The 21,934-nt window shown below is 72.6% G+C and carries 24 protein-coding genes and 1 pseudogene; 4 read left to right on the top strand and 21 right to left on the bottom strand.

Annotated features, from left to right (window positions below; genetic code table 11):
• Window positions 1–115 precede the first annotated feature (115 nt).
• Both ACFV88_RS10390 and ACFV88_RS10395 read left to right on the top strand, forming a co-directional pair.
• On the top strand, window positions 116–712 hold the full coding sequence (locus tag ACFV88_RS10390; protein ID WP_385488279.1) for a TetR/AcrR family transcriptional regulator: 597 nt from the start codon (window positions 116–118) through the stop codon (window positions 710–712).
• A 127-nt stretch (window positions 713–839) separates the two neighbouring features.
• Window positions 840–2,033, top strand: coding sequence for an MFS transporter (locus tag ACFV88_RS10395; RefSeq protein WP_385488282.1), 1,194 nt, complete (start codon window positions 840–842; stop codon window positions 2,031–2,033).
• A 48-nt stretch (window positions 2,034–2,081) separates the two neighbouring features.
• Here the strand turns inward: ACFV88_RS10395 and ACFV88_RS10400 are convergent, their stop codons facing one another.
• On the bottom strand, window positions 2,082–2,939 hold the full coding sequence (locus ACFV88_RS10400) for an NAD(P)H-binding protein (RefSeq protein ID WP_385488285.1): 858 nt from the start codon (window positions 2,937–2,939) through the stop codon (window positions 2,082–2,084).
• Between the two features lie 109 nt (window positions 2,940–3,048).
• Between ACFV88_RS10400 and ACFV88_RS10405 the strand changes: the two genes are divergently transcribed.
• Window positions 3,049–3,828 (top strand): TetR/AcrR family transcriptional regulator C-terminal domain-containing protein, encoded by a 780-nt coding sequence (locus tag ACFV88_RS10405; protein ID WP_385488288.1) that lies wholly within the window; start codon window positions 3,049–3,051, stop codon window positions 3,826–3,828.
• A gap of 213 nt (window positions 3,829–4,041) precedes the next feature.
• Window positions 4,042–5,214, top strand: a complete 1,173-nt coding sequence (locus ACFV88_RS10410; RefSeq protein WP_385488291.1) for an RCC1 domain-containing protein — start codon at window positions 4,042–4,044, stop codon at window positions 5,212–5,214.
• 63 nt (window positions 5,215–5,277) lie between these two features.
• Here ACFV88_RS10410 and ACFV88_RS10415 read toward each other — a convergent pair whose 3' ends face one another.
• The 20 genes and pseudogenes from ACFV88_RS10415 to ACFV88_RS10510 all read right to left on the bottom strand — a co-directional run bounded on the left by ACFV88_RS10415 (window position 5,278) and on the right by ACFV88_RS10510 (window position 21,919).
• A complete protein-coding gene (locus ACFV88_RS10415; protein WP_385488294.1) occupies window positions 5,278–5,913 on the bottom strand; it encodes a DUF3710 domain-containing protein in 636 nt (211 codons plus the stop codon).
• 113 nt (window positions 5,914–6,026) lie between these two features.
• On the bottom strand, window positions 6,027–6,557 hold the full coding sequence (locus ACFV88_RS10420) for a hypothetical protein (RefSeq protein ID WP_385488297.1): 531 nt from the start codon (window positions 6,555–6,557) through the stop codon (window positions 6,027–6,029).
• A 19-nt stretch (window positions 6,558–6,576) separates the two neighbouring features.
• Window positions 6,577–7,509: an alpha/beta hydrolase gene (locus ACFV88_RS10425; protein WP_385488300.1), complete on the bottom strand. Its 933-nt coding sequence runs from the start codon at window positions 7,507–7,509 to the stop codon at window positions 6,577–6,579.
• Window positions 7,510–7,648: 139 nt separating this feature from the next.
• The gene (locus tag ACFV88_RS10430; RefSeq protein ID WP_385488302.1) at window positions 7,649–8,392 is read right to left on the bottom strand and encodes a 2-hydroxychromene-2-carboxylate isomerase; all 744 of its coding nucleotides are present in this window, start codon (window positions 8,390–8,392) and stop codon (window positions 7,649–7,651) included.
• A complete protein-coding gene (fabG, locus tag ACFV88_RS10435; protein WP_385488305.1) occupies window positions 8,389–9,129 on the bottom strand; it encodes a 3-oxoacyl-[acyl-carrier-protein] reductase in 741 nt (246 codons plus the stop codon). Before fabG ends, ACFV88_RS10430 begins: the two co-directional genes overlap by 4 nt.
• Before the next feature lie 8 nt (window positions 9,130–9,137).
• The gene (locus tag ACFV88_RS10440; protein ID WP_385488308.1) at window positions 9,138–10,085 is read right to left on the bottom strand and encodes a 3-hydroxyacyl-ACP dehydratase FabZ family protein; all 948 of its coding nucleotides are present in this window, start codon (window positions 10,083–10,085) and stop codon (window positions 9,138–9,140) included.
• Window positions 10,085–10,342 carry an acyl carrier protein gene (locus ACFV88_RS10445; protein WP_385488310.1) on the bottom strand — a complete coding sequence of 86 codons (258 nt, stop codon included), beginning with the start codon at window positions 10,340–10,342 and terminating at the stop codon, window positions 10,085–10,087. The genes ACFV88_RS10440 and ACFV88_RS10445 overlap by 1 nt, the downstream gene beginning before the upstream one ends.
• An 87-nt stretch (window positions 10,343–10,429) precedes the next feature.
• Entirely contained in the window at window positions 10,430–11,368 is a 939-nt protein-coding gene (locus ACFV88_RS10450; RefSeq protein ID WP_385488313.1) for an ACP S-malonyltransferase, read from the bottom strand.
• Window positions 11,365–12,477 (bottom strand): beta-ketoacyl synthase N-terminal-like domain-containing protein, encoded by a 1,113-nt coding sequence (locus ACFV88_RS10455; protein ID WP_385488316.1) that lies wholly within the window; start codon window positions 12,475–12,477, stop codon window positions 11,365–11,367. Before ACFV88_RS10455 ends, ACFV88_RS10450 begins: the two co-directional genes overlap by 4 nt.
• A gap of 32 nt (window positions 12,478–12,509) precedes the next feature.
• Window positions 12,510–12,911 (bottom strand): hypothetical protein, encoded by a 402-nt coding sequence (locus ACFV88_RS10460; RefSeq protein WP_385488319.1) that lies wholly within the window; start codon window positions 12,909–12,911, stop codon window positions 12,510–12,512.
• A 1-nt stretch (window position 12,912) separates the two neighbouring features.
• Window positions 12,913–13,320 carry a hypothetical protein gene (locus ACFV88_RS10465; protein ID WP_385488321.1) on the bottom strand — a complete coding sequence of 136 codons (408 nt, stop codon included), beginning with the start codon at window positions 13,318–13,320 and terminating at the stop codon, window positions 12,913–12,915.
• Complete coding sequence (locus tag ACFV88_RS10470) at window positions 13,320–13,646, bottom strand: hypothetical protein (protein ID WP_385488324.1); 327 nt, start codon at window positions 13,644–13,646, stop codon at window positions 13,320–13,322. Before ACFV88_RS10470 ends, ACFV88_RS10465 begins: the two co-directional genes overlap by 1 nt.
• On the bottom strand, window positions 13,639–14,643 hold the full coding sequence (locus ACFV88_RS10475) for an alpha/beta hydrolase (protein ID WP_385488327.1): 1,005 nt from the start codon (window positions 14,641–14,643) through the stop codon (window positions 13,639–13,641). Before ACFV88_RS10475 ends, ACFV88_RS10470 begins: the two co-directional genes overlap by 8 nt.
• Window positions 14,643–15,437, bottom strand: a complete 795-nt coding sequence (locus tag ACFV88_RS10480) for an SDR family oxidoreductase (protein WP_385488330.1) — start codon at window positions 15,435–15,437, stop codon at window positions 14,643–14,645. Before ACFV88_RS10480 ends, ACFV88_RS10475 begins: the two co-directional genes overlap by 1 nt.
• Window positions 15,438–15,475: 38 nt before the next feature.
• Window positions 15,476–16,561, bottom strand: coding sequence for a beta-ketoacyl synthase N-terminal-like domain-containing protein (locus ACFV88_RS10485; RefSeq protein WP_385488333.1), 1,086 nt, complete (start codon window positions 16,559–16,561; stop codon window positions 15,476–15,478).
• Window positions 16,558–17,763: a beta-ketoacyl-[acyl-carrier-protein] synthase family protein gene (locus ACFV88_RS10490; protein WP_385488336.1), complete on the bottom strand. Its 1,206-nt coding sequence runs from the start codon at window positions 17,761–17,763 to the stop codon at window positions 16,558–16,560. The genes ACFV88_RS10485 and ACFV88_RS10490 overlap by 4 nt, the downstream gene beginning before the upstream one ends.
• Before the next feature lie 45 nt (window positions 17,764–17,808).
• Complete coding sequence (locus ACFV88_RS10495; protein ID WP_385488692.1) at window positions 17,809–18,864, bottom strand: hypothetical protein; 1,056 nt, start codon at window positions 18,862–18,864, stop codon at window positions 17,809–17,811.
• Between the two features lie 87 nt (window positions 18,865–18,951).
• Window positions 18,952–19,791, bottom strand: a pseudogene (locus tag ACFV88_RS10500) (alpha/beta fold hydrolase); the annotation flags it as partial.
• On the bottom strand, window positions 19,788–20,765 hold the full coding sequence (locus ACFV88_RS10505; protein WP_385488338.1) for a beta-ketoacyl synthase N-terminal-like domain-containing protein: 978 nt from the start codon (window positions 20,763–20,765) through the stop codon (window positions 19,788–19,790). The pseudogene ACFV88_RS10500 and the gene ACFV88_RS10505, both read right to left, overlap by 4 nt.
• Window positions 20,762–21,919, bottom strand: coding sequence for a beta-ketoacyl synthase N-terminal-like domain-containing protein (locus ACFV88_RS10510; protein ID WP_385488340.1), 1,158 nt, complete (start codon window positions 21,917–21,919; stop codon window positions 20,762–20,764). Before ACFV88_RS10510 ends, ACFV88_RS10505 begins: the two co-directional genes overlap by 4 nt.
• Window positions 21,920–21,934 lie beyond the last annotated feature (15 nt).

Here is a 21,934-nt window from a genome sequence, read left to right on the forward strand (position 1 = left end):
GCGGCAGTCGTGGCGGAAACCGGTCAGCCCGCCCCTGCGACGGGCCGCGGGAGTGACGGGAGCCGTATCGGACCAAGTATTGTTCCGGGCGTTCCAAAACAGTAGAGTCACCGACGTGGGCAGACCGCGGACATTCGACGAGGGCCGGGCCGTGGAGGCCGCGTGCCGGGTCTTCTGGCTCAAGGGGTACGAGGGGGCGACGACGGAGGACCTGTGTCAGGCCACCGGACTCGGGCGCAGCAGCGTGTACAACACCTTCACCTCCAAGTCGCACCTGTTCCGCCGCTGCCTCAGCCACTACATGGACACCACCGGCGCCCGCCAGGTCAGCATCATGGAGAACGCCGGCCCGGACGGACTCGGCCGGGTCCAGGCACTCCTGGAGGCCATCGTCGAGGCCGAGTTGGAGAGTCGACGCGAGGGGTACGGGTCCGGCTGCTTCACCGTGAACACCATCACCGCGCTGGCGTACGACGACCCCGAGACGGCCACGATCCTGGACAAGGACAAGGAACGGCGACTCCTCGCCCTGCGGTCCGTCATCCAGGGCGGGCAGCGGGACGGCTCCATCACCTCGCCCGAGGACCCCCACGCCCTCGCCTGGTACGTGGCGTCCACCATCTACGGCATGCGGGTCGCGGCCCAGTCCGGCGCGCCGGAGGACATCCTGCGGCGGATCGTCGCCACCGGAGTGGTCGCCCTGGCCCCCTGACCCCCACCACCACCCACACCACCCGCACCACCCACTTCCTCGTCCACACCACCCCCGGACACACCGGGGGTCACTTTTCGGGTTTGTTTTGTTCTGCGCGTTACAAAAAAATGAGACGGAGAGTTCCGTGCCCGTTCCCGTGTACCTCATGGCCCTAGGCATCTTCGCCATGGTCACCAGCGAGTTCCTCGTCGGTGGACTCATGCCGCAGATCGCCGAGGACCTCGATGTCACCATCCCCCAAGTCGGCTACCTCATCACCGCGTTCGCCCTGGCCATGACGATCGGCGGGCCCCTGGCGACCATGGCCCTGCTGAAGCTGCGTCCGAAGACGGCGCTGCTCACCCTGTTCGCCGTGTTCCTCGCGGGCAACGCGCTCGCCGGCCTGTCGACCTCGTACGGGGTGATGGTGGTGGCCCGGGTGATCACCGGCGCGGCCTCCTCCGCCTTCTTCGGCGTCTCCCTGTCGGTGGTCGCGCAGATCACCAAGCCGGAGATGCGCGGACGGGCCACCGGAGTGGCCATGCAGGGGCTCATGGTGGGCACCCTGCTCGGCCTGCCGATCTCCATCCTGGTCGGCGAACAGTGGGGCTGGCGCGCCGGGTTCGGCGCGGTCGGCGTGATCGCCGTCATCGCCGCGATCGCCACGGCGGTGGCCGTCCCCGCGCTCGACCACTCCGCGGACACCGTCGACTTCGCCGAGGAGGTCAGGGTGTTCCGGTCGGCGAAGCTGTGGTTGGCCCTGGCCACGTCCATGCTCATCATCGGGGCGACCTTCGCGGCGTTCTCCTACTTCACCCCGATCCTCACCGAAGTCACCGGTTTCTCCCGCAGCATGATCCCGCTGCTGCTGCTCGCCTACGGCGCGGCCACGGTGATCGGCAATGTCGTGGTGGCCCGGCTGGCCGATGCGCACGCCGTGCGGGTACTGGTCACCGGACTCGCCCTCAACCTGGTCTTCCTGGTGGTCTTCGCCCTGGTGGTGGAGCTCAAGACGCCCACGGTGCTGGCCATGTTGGGCGTGGGCTTCGTCGGCGTGACCATGAACCCCGCCATGATCAGCCGGGTGCAGCACATCGCCAACGCCCGGCCGCTGCTCAACACCGTCCACTCCTCGTGCATCACCCTCGGCGTGGTCATCGGCTCCTGGGTCGGCGGTCTCGGGATCAACGCCTTCGGGCTCACCGCGCCCCTGTGGGTCGGTGCGGTCCTCGCCGTACTGGCCCTCGTCACCCTCCTGCCCGAGCTGCGGCAGCTGCGGAGCCCGCGCCCGGTGCAGGTGCTCGCCGTCGCGCCCGCCGCGGAGCGCGAACGGGTCTGACGGCCGGCCCCGTCGACCTCCACAGGTCGGCGGGGCCCGCAGGAAGGCTCAACTGAACGCCGGGGCGTGGTCGTCGACCCACTGACGGAACGTGCGGGCCGGTCGGCCGGTGACCTCCTGGACGGTGTTCCACACGGGCTGGTCCAGCGCGGCCATCGCGGCGTAGGCGGTGAACATGCCGTCGATGTCGGGGTCCGACCACCCCTCGGCGCGCATCCGCTCCCGGAGCACGTCCAGCGGAACCTCCTCGAACCGGACCGGGCGCCCGAGCACCTCGCCGATCACCCGCACCTGCTCCACCTGGCTGATCGGGGCGGGGCCGCTGAGCATCAGCCGCCGGCCTGCGTACCCGTCGCCGGCGAGGGCGCGCACCGCGACGGCGGCGATGTCCCGCTCGTGGATGAGCGTCCTGCTGGACCCCCCGAACGCCTCGCGCACCACGCCCTCCCGGACCTGGTCGCCCCACTCCAGGATCGACGTGGCGAAGCTGGTGCACCTAAGGAAGGTCCAGCGGGCGCCGGACCCCTCGATCAGCCGCTCCAGGCCGGCGTGGAAGTCGTTGATCGGGTCGGCCTGCTCGTCGCGGTCGTCGTCGATGCCCGCGGAGGACAGGTACACGATCCGTCGATCGCCCTCGGCGAGCGCGTCCACCACCGCGGGCGCGGCGGCGAGCGGCAGGGACGGCCAGACCAGGAAGACCGACCGGACGCCGTCCAGGGCGGGCCGCAGGGTCTCGGGCGAGGTCAGGTCGCCCCGGAACACCTCGACCGGTTCCGGGAGTCGAGCCGTCTCCGGCGTGCGCACCAGGGCCCGGACGGCACGTCCCTCGTCCAGGAGCCCCCGGACGACCTGCCGTCCGACGTTCCCGGTCGCCCCGATCACCAGTATGACGTCCTGCCGTGTCACGACACTGCCCTCCCACTCGTCCGAGCGTACAACGTACGCTTGCGTACACCATACCCATGCGTACGATGTCCTCACCAGGCGCACGGGGAACGAGGAGACGGAAGTGGTCATGTCCGGGAGCACATCGAACACCGGGGCGTCCGACGCGTCCGACGTCCTGTGGCTGCGACCGCAGCGCGCCCGGCGGCAGCCTCAAGTGGCCCTCTCCCAGGACGAGATCGCCCGGGTCGCGCTGGCGATCGCGGACGCCGAGGGCACCGATGCGCTGACCATGCGGCGCATCGCACAGGACCTGGGCTGCGGCACGATGTCGCTGTACCGCCACGTCCGCACCAAGGACGAGGTGTTCGACCTGATCGTGGACACGGCGCTGGGCGAGGTGGAGCAGCCGGCCGCGCCCTCCGGCGACTGGCTGGCGGACCTACGGCAGCTGGCGGTGGCCAAGCGCACGGTCCTGCTCGCCCACCCCTGGCTGGCACGACTCGTCGCGGGACGGCCCCTGGTGGGTCCCCGTGCGCTCGCCTCCACCGAGTTCGCCCTGCGGGTGGTGGCGGACCTGGGACTCTCCATGGACGACCGGGTGCGGGTGATCAACACCCTGCACTCCTTCGTCAACGGGTTCGTCCAGACCGAGTGGGAGGAGCGCACCTGGCGCCGCCCCGCGGACGAAGCGACCGAGGGGAGTGACGCGATCGACGGGAGCGGCGACCCGGCGGCCGACTGGCGGGCGCGCACCCTGCCGTACCTGCGTCACGTCCTCGACAGCGGCAGGTACCCGTACTTCAGCGCCATGGTGGACGAGGCGACCTCGCACCCCGACCCCGAAGCGGACTTCGCCTGGCAGCTCCAGCGGGTGCTGGACGGCCTGGCCACGGTCGTGAACGGCTGACCCGGCCCGCAGCGGACAGCGAGAGGGCCAGCGGTGCGGCCTCACCGCGCGCCGTCAGCTTCGGGGACGACACGCTCGTCGTTCCGGTGAATCCGACCCCTCGGACGGCGCTCCGACGCGTCGCAGGTGCCCGATGACGGTATCTGTGCACGGGTGGGTGACAGGGGAGGTCCGGATGGCCCCCTGCGCCACGCCATTCAGGTGAGGAACGACATGAACGCACACCCCCACGGCCGGGGACGCGGCGCCCGCGCGCTGTCGACACTGTTGGCGCTCCTCGCGGTCCTCGCCGCCTGGGCCCTGCTGCCCACGGCGACCGCCACCGCCCAGGAGGGCCGCGTCAAGGGCTGGGGCGCCAATGACAACTACCAGCTCGGCGGCACGGTCACCGGCGCCAAGTACAAGCCGGTGACCGTGCCCGGAGTGACCGGGGGCGACGTCGACAGCCTCGCCGCCGGCTACTTCCACAGCCTCGCCCTGCTCTCCAACGGCACCGTGGAGAGCTGGGGCCGCAACGCGGAGGGGCAGCTCGGCATCGGCAGCACCGCCGCCCAGGACCAGGCGTCCACCGTCACCGGGCTGCGCGGCGTGGTCGCCGTCGCCGCGGGTTACCAGCACAGCCTGGCGCTGCTCGCCGACGGCACGGTGCGCTCCTGGGGCCGCAACACGGAGGGCCAGCTCGGGGACAACAGCACGACCCAGCGCAACACTCCGGTGACCGTCTCCGGGCTCACCAACGTCGAGGCGATCGCCGCAGGCGCCTTCCACAGCCTGGCCGTCCTCTCCGACGGCACGGTCAAGACCTGGGGCTACAACAGCAACGGCCAGATCGGCGACAGCACCGTCACCAACCGCCTCACCCCGGTCACCGTGCCGGGCCTGTCCGGCGTCCGCAGCGTCGCGGGCGGTCACTACCACAGCCTGGCCCGGCTCGCGGACGGCACCGTCTGGTCCTGGGGCCGCGGTTCCGAGGGCCAGCTCGGCGACAACACCAGCACCCAGCGCACCGCCCCCGTGAAGGTCGACGGCATCACCACCGCCCGGGAGATCAGTGCGGGCGTCTACCACAGCGTCGCCCGGCTCTCCGACGGGACCGTGAAGACCTGGGGTTACAACGTCCAGGGCCAGCAGGGCGACGGCACCACCACCAACCGCCCCGCCCCCATCACCCTCGACGGCGCCGCCAACGTCCGTGCGATCTCGGCCGGTGGCTACCACACCCTGCTGCTCGATCGGGACGGCAAGGTCAGCGCCGTCGGCTACAACAACAACGGACAGATCGGTGACGGCACCACCACCAACCGGACCGCCCTGGTCACCCCGGTGAACAGCCTCAGCAGCATCTCGCTGATCGCCGGTGGCGGCGAGTTCAGCCTGGCCGGCTGACACCCGCACCACCGGGGGCCGGTGCGCACCGGTGCGGTGCGCACCGGCCCCCTCCGTGCGCACTCATGTCCGTCGTCGCCGCAGGTGGAGCCGGGGGCGTCTGGTCCTGGGTCGCCGGACCTGCCCCTGCGGGTCGGGGTCTTCGATGAGTTCCCCCGTGTCCTCGGGCAGGTACAGGGGGATCGTCTCCTCGGGCTGCATCGGATACCCGGGGGGCACCACCACGGTCCGACGGAAGGTCTCCGCCAGCGGGCCGGCCAGCCGCCCCGGACGCCGGGCGATCAAGCCGGAGAAGACCCCGCGCAGCATCCAGCCCGGGCCGTCCACCCCGACGAAGCGGACCTCCTGCCCGTACCGGGTGCCGTCGGGCTCTTCCTGGTCCACCCGCGCCCGCACTTCCGGCCCGAAGGTCCCCGGAACCACGACCGCAGTACCGCCGTCCGCGACGACGCCTCGCACGAGCCCGGCGCGGAACCCCTCCCAAGCACCGTCCTCCGCCGCGGCGAACGCCTGGAGCTGAACGGCGCTGCCCCCCAGGACGACGGTCGCGGCGACGATCACCCCCTCCGCGACCTCGACGCGCAACTCCCCCTCCTCCGGCATCGGGACGAGCAACCCGCCGAGGTCGACCAGCTCCTCGGCGGGGTCGGGGCCGGGCAGTTCGGAGATGTTCCAGGGGCCTGCGGGGCGGTGCGTCATGCGATCACTCCCGTGGGGCGGGCGACCGTTCGCCCGCGTCCGCCCGGCCGATGCGGGCGGCCGCGGTCCGTACGAGGAGTGTCCCGCCGGGCAGGACGTGACGTCCAGCCCGGTCAGCGCCCTTCGGCCAGATTGCGCAGCACGTGGAGCTGGCGTTGCATCATCAGGAGGTCGCCCCAGGCCATCAGGGGCCTGCGCAGCCGGCGCAGCACGCCGTCGTCGTCGCCCACCACGAGTTTGGCCACCAGTCGGCTCACCCCGGGGGACTCCTCGGTGACCTGGTAGGTCAGGGCGAAGCCCCCGAACAGTTTGAGTGCGCGCTCCTTGTCGAGCAGCACGGTGAGGTGTCGGTCCGGCTCGTAGTCGACCAGCCGGAAGATCGTCATGACGCGCTGGCCGACCTCCAGCCGTTCCGCGCCGGGGGTGAGCCGGCGCGGGCTGCGCCGCCCCAGGTTGTCCAGCAGGTCGTAGCTGTAGGGGGCGACCTTGAGTTGGCACAGCCAGCGGAAGACGGCTCCGGGCTCGGCCCGGACGGTCACCGCGCGGACCCAGTGCTCCCGGGGCCTGGCCAACAGGGTGTCGCAGGGGTAGGGCGCACGGACCTCGGCCTCGCGCGCGCCCCACACCTGGGGCATTCCGCTCATGCGCATCATGCGCACCACGTCACTTCAGGGCGCGCTGGAGGAACTCCAGCACCGCGTCGACGTACTGTTCCCGTGCTTCCTTCAGCCCGAGGAGGTGTCCGACCCCGGGCAGGATGTGCGCCTCGGCGTGCGAGTAGCGGCTGGCCAGCGCGTCCACCGAGGAGGCCGGCAGGATGCGGTCCTCCTCGCCGGCGATGAACAGCAGCGGGGTGGTGGTGTACCGCCCCTCGGCCGGCGGGGGCCACTGGGAGCGGAGCATGGCCTTGCCCGCGCGGCACAGGGTGCCCTCCAGTGCGTAACGGGCGGGCTTGGCGCGCAGCGGGGCGGGCACCGGAAGGACTCCGGCGTCGAGGAAGTTCGCGAAGAGCGGGCCGAGTTCCTCACCGGGGCCGCTGTCGCAGATCACCGCATTGACCTCGGTGTCGGCGTCCCGGAGCGCGTAGAACATCGGGAAGGTGGAGAAGGAGAAGCCGTACACGGCCACCTTCGCCGTCCGGTGCACCTCGCGGGACCGCAGCAGTTTCACGATCGCCAGCACATCCGTGGTGAAGCGGTCGCTGAGGCCGGTGACCGAACGGTCCTGGCTGCTGCTGCCGTGGTTGCGGTGGTCGAAGAGGCACACCGTGTACCCCGCGTCGTGCAGGAACTTGGCGTGGCCGAGGGTGGCCGACTTGCTCAGCCCCATGCCGTGCCCGATCACCACGACGCGTTCGGGGTCGCCGGGACAGAGCCAGGCGTGGACGTGTTTGCCGCCGCCGACCGGGACGCGCAGCACCTCCGGTTCGGGGAGCCCCACGTCCACCGGGCGCTTGTGGTGTCTGCGGCGCGGCGGGTGGAAGAGCGCATAGGCCAGCGCCAGTCCGCCCAGGGGCGCCAGCGGTAACGCGAGCACCGACAGGGCATGGGTCAACGGTGAGAAGCGGGTCGTGCTCTCACCTACGGCTCGTGGCATGTCTCTCTCCTTCACCCACGTGAACGTTCCTCGCTGCTACGCGGGGAGTCCGACGTCCGGACGGCGCCCTCCGGTGCCGGGTGCGCGACCCGATCGGCCCGGGCGCCCCCTCATCGGGGGGCGCGCGGCGCAGGGGCGGTCACCCGCAGCCGCCGGCGTGCCCCTGGTCCCCGCCCTGGCCCGTGGTCGGCGGCTCGTCCCCGCGCGGCCCAACGTCCTGTGATGTGGGCGCCGTTGCGGTGCGCCCGCGGACCGACGCGGCGAACGCCTCCAGTCGGTCCACCCCCCAGAACTTGTCGAAGCCGTGGACGAGGAACGGAACGCCGAAGACGCCGTCCCGGTCGACGTCGAGGAGGGCTGCCGCTCCCCTGCGCCGCATCTCGGGATCGTCGACCGCTTCGACCAGCGGTTCCTCGGCCACCCCCAACTCCTTTGCCATTGCAGAGATCGTAGCCGAGTCACAGATGTCCCGGCCTTCGATCCACCGCTTGCGGTAGGCGAGTTGGACGAAGTCCGGTCCCCGCCCGGCGTCCACGGCCGCCAGGTACGCGAGGTGCGGGACCTCCCAGCGGGGGTCGCGGTCCACCGGCCAGGTCGACTCCAGACCGCGTTCCCGCACCAGTCGACGTACGTCCTGGAGGATGTAGAGGTGCTTGGCGCGGGACATGGCCACGTAGGGGAAGTCGCCGCCGGCGTCCGTCAGCAGCTTCCGCGACCGTTCGTCCGGCTCCCAGAACGGGCGCCACTCCACCAGTGCCGCCACGTCCGGATGGTGCCGCATCAGGTCGTGGTGGGCGAGCCAGGAGTACGGGCTGCGCAGCGAGAAGTAGAACCGCGGCGGCTTCGTCCCGCGGCGCGCCCGGCCGTCCGCGGCGCCGCTCACAGGACGATGCCGCCGTCGATCTGGAACACCGAGCCGGTCACGTAGGTGGCCCGGGTGAGGTACGAGATCAGCTCGGCGACCTCCTCGGGCCGTCCCAGGCGCCGCAGCGGGATCTGTCCCACGGCCTGTTCGCGCACCTTGTCGGTGAGGCCCGCGGTCATGTCGGTCTCGATGAAGCCGGGGGCGACCACGTTGGCACGGATGCCGTAGGGGCCGACCTCCTTGGCGACGGCCTTGGTGAAGCCGATGATGCCGGCCTTGGACGCGGAGTAGTTGCTCTGCGTCGGGTTGCCGTGGACGCCGGCGACCGAGGACACGTTGACGATGCACCCCGATTTGCGCTTCATCATCTCGAAGATCGCATAACGGCACACGTAGTAGGTCCCGTTGAGGTTGACGTCGATGACGCGGTTCCAGTCGTCGTCCTTCATCATCAGCAGCGGGTTGTCCCGGACGATGCCGGCGGAGGTGACCAGCACGTCCAGTGCGCCGAACTCCTCCTGGGCGGTGGTGACCAGCGACTTGGCCGAGGCGGCGTCGGAGACGTCGGCCTGGAGGGCCAGCACCCGCACCCCGCGTTCGGTGATCTCCTTCTCCAACTGCCGGGCGGCGTCGGCGTTCGCGGTGTAGCAGAACGCCACGTCGTAGCCGTCGTCGGCGAGCCGCAGCGCGGTCGCCCGGCCCAGGCCGCGCGAGCCGCCGGTGATCAGTGCGGTGCGGGACGAGCTGTCGGACATGTGATCCCCTAGCTGCTCTCTTCGGTGCGCGCGGGCGCGTGTGCGGTCAGTTCGGAGGCCGGGCGCATCGCCATGACGACCCGGCCGATCTCCGCCACCACCTCGCCGTCCACCAGGCATTCGCCCTCGAAGACGACGGTGTCGGACAGGGCGCGGGACAGCCGCACGTGGTGCTCCATCACCTGGCCGGGCCGTACCCGTCCGGTGAACCGGATGTCGGAGATGCTGCCGAAGAGCATCACCTGGCCGCTGAGCACGTCCGGGTTGGGGCGTTCGGCGGCGATGAGGATGCCGGCCGACTGGCACCAGGACTCGACCAGCAGGACGTGCGGATAGGCGTGCTCGTCCTCGGTGGCCTGCGGGGGCAGGTCCTGGTACCAGGGTTCGTTGCAGGTCACCGCCTTGTGCGCGATGAGGTGTTCGCCGGGTACCCGTCGCAGCACCCGGTCGACCAGGAGCATCGGGTAGCGGTGCGGGAGCACCTGCTTGATGGCGGCGGCCCCCATCGCGGTGGCCTCGTCCGGTCGGGTCGGCACCTGGGCGCGGCCCGCGGCGGTCGGGGCCACGGTGCCGGGGGCGGCCTCGTAGCGCAGTCTGACCTGGGCGGCGGTGCCGCGCTGCGAGGCGGCGACCGCCTTGCAGCGCCAGGCGTCGCCGACCCTGGACCAGGTCAGCTCGATGGTCAGGGTGTCCCCGGGGAAGACCGGCGAGAGGAAGCGGGTGCTCTCCACCGCGGCCAGCTCCCAGGCTCCCCGGGCGGCGCCCTCCCGGTCCGGCAGCGTGTCCAGCGCGCTGCGGTGGACGTGCTCGACGATGCAGACGCCGGGGAAGATCGGGAACCCGGGGTAGTGACCGGCGAAGACCCGCTCCTCGGCCGCCACCGTGACGACGGTGGCGGTCTGCGAGGAGTCGAGCGGCTTCGGGGTGGCGATGACGGGGGTGCAGGCGGCGGGCATCAGCTGACCCCGAGCTTCCCGCCGAGCAGGTCGTACGCCTTCTTCAGGGTGGTGACCTCCTTGAGCTCGTCCTCGCCGAGCTTGACGTCGTACTTCTTCTCCAGCACGACCATGACCTCCAGCGCCATCAGCGAGTCGACGCCGAGCGTCTCCACGAAGTGGGCGTCGTCGGTCAGCTCCTCCTCCTCGACGTCGAGGATGTCGGCGACGGTCTGCCGCAGGTCTTCGAGGTCCAGTACCCGGGTGTTCTCGGACATCGTCGTGTCTCCTTCTGTGTCCACTGCTTCGGCTCGTGCTACTTCGGCTATGCGGTCCGGTCCGTCCGGTCGAGGGGGCGGACCGGTCTAATGGAGCGGTGTGGTGGGGGTGTTGACGGTGATGACGGTCGCGTCGGACAGCGTGCGGCGGACCATTCCCGTCAGTGCGCGCCCGGGCCCCAGCTCCAGGAAGCGCACGCAGCCCACCGTGTCGTGGAGCGTGCGCACCCCGCGCTCCCACAGGACGGGGCTGGTGAGTTGGCGCACCTCCAGTTCCGGCCAATCCACGTCCCCGCCCCGGTAGGCCCGGGCGTCGACGTTGGCGACGACCGGTTCGTGCGACGCGGCGAACGGCACCGCCAGCAGGGCCCGCGCCAGTTCCTCGCCCGCCGAGGCCATCAACGGGGTGTGGAAGGCCCCGCCCACGGCGACCCGTAGGACCTTCGCGTCGTAGTCACCGGCGCGGGACTCCACGTGGTCGATGCCCTCGTGGCTGCCGGAGACCACGACCTGCCCGGGGGCGTTCAGGTTCGCCACCCACACCCGGTGTCCGGCCGTCCGGGCCGCCTCCACCATCGTGTGGGCGGTCTCGGCGTCGGCCCGCACCAGGACGGCCATCGTGCCCGGGTCACGCTGCGCGGCCTGCCGCATGGCCCGGCCCCGGACGGCGACCAGCCGGGCGGCGTCCGGCAGGGTCAGCGCACCCGCCGCGTACAGGGCCACGTACTCGCCCAGGCTGTGCCCGGCGTACGCGACGACCCCTGACGCCCCCTCCGGGTCCTCCCGGCTGCGCACGTGGTGCAGCACGATCACGGAGAGGGAGAAGACCGCCAACTGCGCCAGATCGGTCTCGCGCAGGGTCGCGTCATCGGCCTTGAGCAGCAGTTCCTCGACGTCGGTCCCGGTGTGCGCGGAGATCTCCTCGGTGAGGCGCCACGCCTCGACGTCCCGCCACGGCTCTCCCATGGCTGCGCGTTGGGCGCCCTGCCCGGGGAACAGCAGCGCCGTCGGCGGTGCCCCGCTCACCGCTCCTCCCCGCCCAGCAGCCGGAAGACCCCGGCGGCGACCACGCCGTCCCGTTCGACCGAGGTGACCAGTGCGGTGCGACCCGCCGACGAGCCGTCCCGTTCGGCCTCGGCGAGCACGGTGGTGATCTGGAAGGCGGCCGAGGCCGCGTAGGTGTCGCCGATCAGCTCGGCGCAGGGCAGGGTACGGGGCTGGCCGTCTCCCAACACCTCGTGCAGGGCAGCCCGTTCGGCCTCGCCTTCGGGACCGGGCACCTGAGAGGTGGCCACCGCCCACAGTTCGTCGGGGCCGAGGCCGCCGCGCTCACCGAGGGCCCGCAGGCACCCTGCCAACACCGACTGGATCTCCTCGGGCCCGGTGGCGAACCCGAACTCCAGGCCCTCGACGGTCGCCAGTCCGCTGCGGCCGTGTTCCCGGGCCGTCTCCGCGGTCTCCATCAGCCACACCGCGGCGCCCTCGCCGAGCGGCGTCCCGCCCGTGACACCGCCACGGCTGTGCCAGTCCAGCCACGCCCGCGCGGTGGAGTACTCCTCCACCGCGCCGCACAGCACGGTGGAGGCCCGCTCGGCCCGCTGGAGCCGCAGCGCGTACTGGAGGGCGAGCAGCCCGGTGGCCCGACCGCCGGCGATGGTGGTGTTGGGTCCCTTCAATCCGTGCCAGATCGCGGACTGTCCGGCCGCGCAGTTCATCACGGTGTTGGGGAAGCGCGCCGGGTCCACGAAGAACGGCTTCTCCCCCACCAGGGAGTCACGGGTGAAGTCCATGATGCTCTGGGCGCTGCCCGTGCTGGTGCCCAGGGCCAGTCCGGTGTCCGGTCCGACGCCGGGCAACCGGTCCTCTCCGCCGACCAGTTGGCCGAGCGCGGTCACCGCGAGACCGGTGACCCGGTCCATCGAGCGGGTGCCCTTGCGGCCCAGCGTCTCCCGGATGTCGAAGTCCGGGACCAGGCACGCCGAGGGCTGCGGCACCGACCAGCGGTCGGTGTCGACCGCCGCTTCGGTGGCCCGGGCCCCGTGCAGTCCGGCGCGGAACCCGGTGGCGTCCCGTCCCCACGGCGAGACGGCGGCCCACGCGGAGATCAACGGTCCCCGTTCGGCAAGGGTGGTCATGGGCGGTGCTCCTTCGGTCGTGGTGGGCGGCGTCACATGAACCACACCCGGTGGTACGAGGACCAGCTGCGGGCCAGTTCGCCGGGGCCGGCGAGGCGGGCGCCCGGCAGCAGCCGGTCCGCCGCGCCCGGGCCCAGCCTCTCCAGGTCCGTCCGCTCGACCCAGACCGCCGTGCCCTCCTCCAGCAGGGTGCGCACCGAACGGCGCGGGTCGGGCAGGGTGTCCAGCTCGCGGCTGCCCAACTGCACCGAGGGTGTGTGCTCGGGGGCGGTGAGCGCGTACGTCACGGCGTCGCCGCGGAGCGCCAGGTGCAGCCCGCCGACCTGGCGGTTGAGCTCCCGGATGAAGTAGAGGACGTCGGCGAACTGGGTCTCCACCGAGCCGCGGTAGGCGCGGTCGATCATGACCAGGGCGGGGTGGGCGGCGGTCTCCACCTCAGCACACCCCCAGGGACAAGGTCTTGTCGGCGGCCACGGCGTGCTCCCAGAAGGTGAACGGGGGACGTCTGCGCACCTCGGGGATCTGCTCGGCCGCGCCCCGCTCGTCGGAACAGAAGCGGCAGACGTACCAGCGCAGTCGGTCCGGGTGCTCGGCGAGCAGTCCGCGGGCCAGGGTGGGCGTCGAGGGGTAGTCCCCGGCCCAGTCCACGACGTTGCGCGGTTTGCTGTCGCCGAGGCTGAGGCGGGTGAGGCCGGTGGCGTCCCCGCAGGTCCAGATCTGTACGGTGGCGCCGCGGCCGAGCAGGGCGTGCGTCATCCGGAACGCGGTGGTCACCAACTCCGTGCGGTGCGGGCCGCCGAACAGGGCGAGCAGCACATCGCTGCGGGCGATCCTCGGGGCCATCAGTGCCACACCACCCGGGTGCCGTGGTCAAGCAGCAGGGCGGCGACCTCGTCCATCTCCACCAGTCGCGCGCCGGGCAGCAGGTGGTCGGGGGCGAGGGCGCGCTGGTGGAAGGCGTACGCGTCGACCAGCAGTTCCCCGCCGCTGCCGGTGAAGTCGGCGACCTCGTCACAGGCTCCGGGGAGCGCGGCGAAGACGGCGTTGTCCACCAGCAGCAGTGCGGTGCTCTCGCCGGCGCGGACCAGGTGCGCGGCATCGCCCACGAACCGGGTGGCGCCGGGCCCGTAGGCGGGGCCCTCGCTCTCGATCAGGAGGTGTTCAGGCACGGTGGGCCTCCGTGGTGGGGCGGGGGGTCGGCTGCTGGTCCGGGCCGGCGAAGGACTCGGCCAGGAAGGTCAGCACCTGCGACTCGTACTCCCGTCGGTCGAAGCGGATGGCGTTCATGTGCATCGCGGTGGGCGCCACCCACAGGTGCGCCCCGGGCAGCGAGCGGGCGACGCGGCGCACCTGGTCCTCGGTGACCAGCGGGTCCGCGGCGCCGGCGACGAACATCAGCCGGGTGGGCACGCCGGTGAGGTCGGGGGGCCAGCGGCGCAGCGCCAGCATCCGCAGCGCGACCAGCCGGAACGTGTGCCGGTAGCAGGCGAACGCGGGTCCGCCCCGCACCCAGGCGGGCAGGCTGCCGCGGCGCAGCGAGGCGAAGTTGGCCAGCCCCGCGCCGATGTCGTACAGCGGTCCGCTGTCCGCGACCACCGCGCACACCGGGGGCGCGCCGGGGGTGGTGAGCACCCGGAGGGAGGGCCAGGCCGAGAAGGAGAAGCCGAGCAGGGCGAGCTTGCCGCGGCCCAGTTCGGGATCGGCGGCCACCTGGCGCAGCACGTCCCGCAGGTCGCTGGTGTAGCGCCGGGCCATCCGGCCCAGTCGGCGGTCGCCGGTGCTCTCGCCGTGGTTGCGCATGTCGTAGGCGACGACGTGGTAGCCGGCCCCGTGGAGGAGGGCGATGTGGCTGAGGGTGCTGGACTTGGACCGTTCCACGCCGTGGCAGACCACCACCGTGTGCGGGCCGGTGCCGGGCACCACCCAGGCTTCCAGGGTGACCCCGTCCATCCGGGTGGTCACCTGCATCCGGCGCATCGGCAGCTTCTTGTGCTCCGGGGTGCGCCCCACCTTGCTGTTCTCGGGGTGGTAGAGCCGGTGGGCGTGGCGGGCTCCGAGCCCGACCGCCCGCAGCAGTCGCCAGGGCAGCGCCAGCGTCCGGCGGGCGGCCCCGAGCGGGCCGCCGCTCCGGCGGCGGCCGGTCTCCTTCGTCTCGGTGTTCTCCATCAGGCGGTCAGGACTTCCCCGCCGTCGACCCCGATGACGTTGCCGGTGATCCACGAGGTTTCGGCGCGGGAGAGCAGGGCCACCGCGTCCCCGACGTCTTCGGGTCGGGTGAGGCGGCCGTGCGGGTTGGTGCGGGTGGCCCGCTCGACGAGTTCCGCGCTCTCCGGGATGCGCTCCAGCGAGGGGGTGACGGTCACCCCGGCCCGCAGGGCGTTGACGGCGACCCCGCTGGGTGCCAACTCGACGGCGAGTTGCCGGACGTGGGCTTCCAGGGCGCACTTGGCGGCGGACACGGCACCGTAGTTGGAGGTCACCTTGGCGTTGCCGGCGCTGGTCATGGCGTAGACCTTGGAGCCGTGGCGCAGCAGCCCGGCCGCGTGGAGGTCCTGGGTCCAGTACACGAGGGAGTGGGCCATCACGTCGAGGGTCATGTTCATCTGCCGTTCGGACAGGCCGGGTTGCCCGTCCTTGGCGATGAAGGGGACCAGGGTGCCGAAGGCCAGCGAGTGGACCAGGATGCGGATGCCCCGGTCTCCGGTCAGCTCCCGGAAGAGGGGGACCAGTTCGGCTCGGGTGGCGGCGCGGGCCGCGTTGGCGTTGTGGAAGTGCACCTGGACGCCCAGGGACCGCAGTTCCTCGGCGGCCGTCGCGGCCTTCTCCTGGCCGCTGGCGGTGTCGAAGTGCACGCCGAGCACGTTCACGCCCTCGTGGGCCAGTTGCCGTGCCACGGCGAGCCCCATGCCGCTGGAGACTCCGAGCACCAGCGCCCAGGATCCTTCGAGCGGTGTTGCCATTGCCCTACTCCTCAAGTGTCGTGGTGCCGGGTCGGGGGTCACGCGGCCGAGCCGGCGGGGGCCGGTTCGGCCCGCGCGGCCCGGTCCGGGGCGGTGCCCTCGTCGTGCGCCGTACGGTCGTCGTGGGCGCGCTCGTCGTGCGTACGGTCTTCGTGCGTGCGGTCGTCGTGGGCCGGGAGGACCCAGCAGACGGCGACGTTGCCCTGGGCGGAGGCGGTGACGACGGCCCCGGGGCGGTCCGGGTGCCGGTCCACCGTGCCGACGGCCTGGAGCAGCGGTTCCAGGGCGCCGGAGCCCGCGGGCACGCGTCGGACGTCCGGGCCGAGGACCTGGTGCACCGCCGTGGCGACCGTCGATCCGTCCAGGACCGCGGTCATGTCCCCGGCCTGCGTCGCAGCGGCCCCGGCGGGGCGGTCGGCGAGCAGCCGGGCCACCCGGGCGCGGGCCTCGTCCGCGGACGCGTCCGGCGGTACGTAGCAGGAGCGCACGGCCAGGTGTCCCAGGGCGGTGCCGCCCCGGGCGCGGAGCAGGTCCGTCCGTTCCAGCACCAGGGCGACCGCGCCGACCTCCGACCGGGCGGCGCCCGGGTCGCGCGGGTCCAGGGCCTCTTCGGTGGCGCCGGCCAGCAGCCAGGAGGCCCGGCCGAGCCGCAGCGAGCGCAGCCCGGTCTGGAGCGCCTCCAACCCGGCGATGCGCGGGGTGGTGAGGGTGAGGTTGAAGCCCTGGAGCCGGTGCTCCATGGCCATCCGGCTGCCGAACAGGTTGATCGAGAAGTACGGGGCGGTGGCCGGACTGAGATCCGAGGCGCCGGCCGTGATGACCGTCTCGTCCATCGCGGTGTGCAGGGCCTCGGCGGCGCTGTTCGTGCCGACCGCCGCGCCGCGGTCCTCCGTCGGCACCGTCGGCCCGCCGGCCGCCGCGAGCGCGCGGTTGGCCGCGGCGAGGTAGTACTGCGCCGCCGGGGGGAGGTACTTGTAGCCCCGGCGCCCCAGTTCGGTCCGGTAGTCGAACCAGTCGCCCGGCGCGTCGGGGCGGGGGGCACCGGCGGCGGACGCGTCGCCGCCGCGCGGGGTCACCACCCCGATGCCGGTCACGGCCACGTCGGTGGCGTCGAAGCCGGTCATGCGGCCACCTCCTGGAGGACGAGGGAGACGTTGTTGCCGCCGAAGGCGTAGGCGTTGACCAGTACCGATCCGCCCTTCAGCGGGCTGGTGCGCTCCGGGAGGAGCACTCCGCACTCGGGGTCGGGGTTCACCCGGGCGACGTTCGGGGGAACTTCGCGGTGGTGCACGATGAGGGCCGCCGACAGCGCGGCGAGCGCCCCCGCGGCACCGCCGGTGTGGCCGATCAACGACTTGAGGCTGTACAGCGGGCGCTCGTCCACCAGGGGGCCGAGCAGGCCCGCCAGGGCACGGCTCTCCACCGTGTCGTTGATCAGGGTGCCGGTGCCGTGCGGCACCACGCAGCCGAGGTCCTGCACCCCGATCCCGGCTTCCGCGACCGCGCGCCGCATGGCCCGGGTGATCTGCGTGCCCTCCGGCTCGATGGCCGTGGTGTGGTGCGCGTCGCAGCTCCACCCCGCGCCGGCCAGCCGGGCGTACACCCGCTCCGGCGAGCGGCGGCGGGCGTGCGCGGCGGATTCCAGCACCAGCGCGGCGGCGCCCTCGCCGAACACGGTTCCGGCCCGGTCGGCGTCGAAGGGGCGGCAGCGCAGCGGATCGACGGCGCCCAGCCGGTTGAAGCAGCCGAGGGCGACCCGGGAGTACGCTTCGGCGCCGCCGGCCACCACCACGTCGGCCTCGCCGGAGCGGATCAGGTCCGCGGCCAGGGACACCGCGAAGCCGCTGGCCGCGCAGGCGTTGCTGACGCTGGTGTTGGGCCCTTCGGCGCCGACGAGCCGACCCACGGCGGAGGCCACCGAGAAGGTCGGGCTCCAGGCATCGCGCTCCGGGCGGGACCCCACCCGCCACTCCTCGTGGAGACCGGCGTCGCCCATGCCCGTGCCGATGACCACGGCCACCCGCCGGGGGTCGGCGTCGACGGTGTCCGAGCCGTCGCCGGACAACCCGGCGTCGGCCAGGGCCTGTCGGGTGACGTCCAGGGCGTAGCGCGAACCGTCGCCCAACGGCTGGCCGTCCAGCGTCTCGCTGCCGGTGGGCACGCTGTCCGTGGGCACGGAGTACATCAGCGGGACGGCCATGCGGGCGGCCGGGTCCGTCGTCGGTCGCGGCGCGCTGGTGGCCTTCGCCATGCCGTCCCGGAAGGCGTCGACGCCCCTGCCCAGGCAGCTGAGGACACCGAGTCCGGTGATGAGTACGTCGTCCATTCGTCTCTCCGAGGAGTGCGTGGGGTGCGGACGTCCGGTCGGACCTCAGCCGGCCGCGGCGGGGGCGGCCTCGCCCTTCAGGGCCCGGACGACGTGGTCGTCGAAGTTGACCAGCGACCAGTCGCGTCGGTTCTCGATCACCGCGTAGCCGTGGGTGATCCGTCCGGTCGCGGTCTGTACGAGGACGCCGTCACGGACGACGTAGCAGTCCATCCGGGAGGTGTAGGTGAGGTCCTTGAACACGTCCTCCACCGTGTAGACGGTGTAGAGGTCCTCTTCCATCAGCGCCTCTTCGAGGATCTGGATGCGGGAGTGCGGCACGACCGGGATCCAGCGGCGGTCGTCCAGCAGGGTGCGGATGGAGATGCCCCGGTCGGCGAGGAAGAGGTCCACGACCTCTTCCATCTGCCGCAGGTAGCCGGACATCTGGAGGCGCTCCGTGAAGTGGCAGTAGGGGTAGGGGATGCGCCACTTCCAGCCGAAGGCGTTGGTGTCGCCGATGAGTTCGGCCAGCACCGGGTCGGTGGGCCCGTGGGTCCCGCGGCCCTCGCCGAGCGCGGTGGTGTCGGCGCTCTCCACGGCGACCCCGTGGGCGGTGGTCTCGGCGGTGGTGCCCGCGAGGTGGGCGCCGAGCCGCTGCACCACGTACGGCGCGAGTTCGGTGGGCGGCTGCTCCGCGCTCTGGAGGTAGCCGTCGGGGCGCAGCGAGACCCGGACCTTGGAGGCGACGGCCTTGACCGGGGCGCCGTCCCGCTCGATGGTGAGCGTCACCCGGAAGCCGAGGGTGTCGGCGCCGTCCTTGGTGTCGGGGGTGACCTTCGCTTCGGCGGTGTCGTCGAGGTGGAAGGCGTGCAGGATGCGGGTGTCCAGGTCGACGATGTCGAGTCCCAGTCCGAACTCCTCGTACAGCGAGCGGGAGGACAGCCCGGCGCTGCGGAAGTGGTCCAGGACGGCCTCTTCCACGAGGTAGTTGACGTGCTTGAAGCCGATCCAGGTGCAGATGTTGGAGCCCTCGTATCGGGGCCGTACGGTCACCGTGGTGGTGGTGTTCAGCAGTGCCTTCGCGCCGGTGGCCACCGTGGCGTCGAGTGTCTCGGTCATCAGGGGGTGCTCCAGGGCTTGGACGGGGCCCGGCTGGTTGCGGGCCGTGAGGTGGTGGACGAGTCCGTTGGTGAGGGACGCGAAGGTCTCGGGCTGCTCGACCATGGAGAAGTGGCCGGCGCCCGCCAGGACGTGCAGGGCGGCGTCGGGGAGACGTCCGGCCAGGGCGTGTGCGTCGCTCGTCCGGGCCGCGAAGTCCTCGCTGCCGCTGATCAGCAGGAACGGCAGGCGCATCGCCGGGGTCCTCAGGTCCGGTGTGGACAGGTAGGTGTCGAAGAACCGCATCCACCCGTGGCAGCCGACCCGGTCCCGGACCTTGACGGCCATCCGTTGTTGCACGTCGGCGGGGAGTCGACCGCCGGACCTGATCCGGACGCCGTCTTCGAGGATGTCCTCGAAGGAGTTGAGGTAGTAGGAGAGGGCGTCCCAGTCGAAGTCGGCTGCCGCCGCGCGGTAGAACGGTGCGGCGAGCGCGACCCCGCGCAGCGCGCCGTACCCGCTCGGGACGTGTCCGCTCGGGACGTGCATCCGCGGGTCGGTGCCGGGTTCGGGGCGCGCCGACGGGTCGACGGGGTCCGGCGCGCCGGAGGTCTCGGAGTCGAGCCAGCTCAGCACCGCGCCGGCGCCGAAGGAGTGGGCGACGAGGACGGTGGGGCCGCCGGGCACCGCGGCGACGGCCTCCCGGACCCACTGGGCGGGCGGGGTGCGCCACCAGTCGGGCGTGCCGGAGCCGCGCCAGGGCAGTTCCGCCGTCCACACCTCGCAGGCCGGGTCGAGCAGGGGGACCAGTCGGGCCCAGGTGTCGGAGCTGGCGGCCAGCCCGTGCAGCAGCAGGACGCGCGGTCCGTCGCCGCCGGTCCCCGCCCGGGCCCGGGTGACCAGGACGGGGGTGTCGTGCTGGGCGGCGAGTCCCCGGGCACCGCTCATCGGCCCCGCTCCCCCGTTCGGCGCAGCAGCAGTCCGGCGACCGCGTCGGCGTCGTCGTCACCGTTGGTGAGCAGGACGGCGGCGGGGCCGTCCCCGGTGAGCAGACCGACCGCCGCGGCGCACTGGGCGACGCCCAACGCGCCGGAGGCGTGGCCCAGTACGGCGTCCAGCGCGTGGCGGGGCATGCCGTCGGTACCGGGGACGGCCCGGTCGCCGTCGAAGCCCTCGGAGGTGAACCACGCTCCGGGTGTCGGTCCGGGGGCCGCCAGCAGCGCGGCGACGCAGGCGTCCACCGATCCCCGGCGGGTCTGGTCGCCCAGCTCGGCGACGAGGGGCACCGCGCGTCGCTCCGCCGCGGTGACGCCCTCCAGCACCAGGGCCACCGCACCGTCCAGTGCGGTCGCGGCGGGGTGCCCGGTGAGCGCCTCGGTGACCTCGTTGTGGGTCTCGACCCCGATGACCAGCGCGCGTTCGGCGCGTCCGGAGCGGATCAGTCGGGCGGCCCAACGGACGGTGTCCAGGCCGCTGGTGGCGCCGTTGCACACCATCAGGTTGGGGCCGCGCAATGCGAACCGGATGGCGACCGAGGAGGCCACCACATTGCTGGAGGCGTTGGGCAGGCCCATCGGGCTGATGCTCTCGACCGATTCGGTGGCGATGGCCGAGGCCGTGCGGCAGACGGTGTCGAGGTTGCCCAGGTTGGAGCTGGCGACCACGGCCGTGCTGGCGCCGAGCTCGCACCGTTCGCCGTCGGCGGGGATCAGCCACGCGTCCCGTAGCGCGTCGCGGGCGGCCACCAGGGCGAGTTGGGTGGCCCGGTCCTTGTAGCGCAAGCCCTTGCGGCCGATGCGGTCGGCGGGCACGACGGGCTCGCCGGCCGGGTCGCCGCTGGAGGCCCGCAGCAGGTCGGCGGGGTCGTCGACGCCGGGCAGGGCGAGCCCGACCCCGGTGATGCCCACGCGGAAGTCGCTCATGTCGCGGTCCTGCCCTTCTGGGTCCGCTCGACGACGGCCACCGTGTTGACTCCGCCGAAGCCGAAGGCGTCGACCTGAGCCAGCGTCAGTTCGGGTGCCTGGTGGTCCCGTTCTCGGACGAACCGGAACCTGCCGGCCTCCGCGACCGGCTCGTCCAGGCCGAGGGTCGCCGGCACGCGTCCGGTGGCCATCGCCCGCAGCGCCACGATCAGGCTGAGCAGCCCGGACCCGCCGGAGGTGTGCCCGGTCATGGACTTCAGTGCGGTCATCAGCGGGCGGGTGACGTCCTCGCCGAAGACCGTGGCGACCGCCGCGGCCTCCGCCTCGTCGTTCAGCAGGGTGCCGGTGCCGTGCAGCATCACCAGGTCGATGTCCGCGGGCTTCACGCCCGCCCGGTCGTGGGCCTCCCGGACCGCCTCGGTGATGCCGGCCGGGTCGGGGGCGGTGACGTGGTGCGCGTCGCAGTTCATGCTGACCGACCTCAGTCGGCCGAGGGACCCGGTCGCGGGGCCGTCCTCCCGGCGGAGCACCACGGCGACCGCGCCCTCGCCCATCAGCACGCCCTTGCGCGCCCGGTCGAAGGGCTGCACGCGCTGCGGCGGCTCCATGTGGACCCGGTCCAACAGGCCGTACATGCTCTCGGTCAGCGTGTCGACGCCGGCCACCACCACCGTGTCGCTCTCGCCCGCCTCGATCAGGTCCGCGCCCAGGGCGAGGGCGTGGAGCGAGGCGGAGCAGGCGTTGGAGAAGGTGTGGCTCTGCACCGCGCCGAACCGCTCGCGCAGCGCGGTCCCGAAGTGCAGTCGGTCCACGCCGAAGGCGGCGCCGTCGCGCCAGGCCAGCTCCGCGGAGCGCAGTTCGCGCAGTCCGGTGCCGACGAGCACCGGCACGTCACCGAGGTCCCCGCCGAGGCCAGCCTGCGAGGTGGCCTCGGCGACCGCCGAGAGCAGCCAGTCGGTGGCCCGGTAGGGCCGGTCCCGGCGGCCCGGGGGCCGGTCGTCGATCTCGTACGCGTGCCGGGTCCGGTACCGGGCGGCGTCGAAGCCGCGCAGTTCGGCCAGTCCGCTCCGTCCCGCGCACAGGGAATCGAAGACCTCGTCCACGTCACCGCCGATGCTGGCCTTCGCACCGGCGCCGGTCACCAACACGCTCATCTCGCCCCTCCCGGG

Source organism: Streptomyces sp. NPDC059816 (genome assembly GCF_042732055.1).
Classification (GTDB): Bacteria; Actinomycetota; Actinomycetes; order Streptomycetales; family Streptomycetaceae; genus Streptomyces.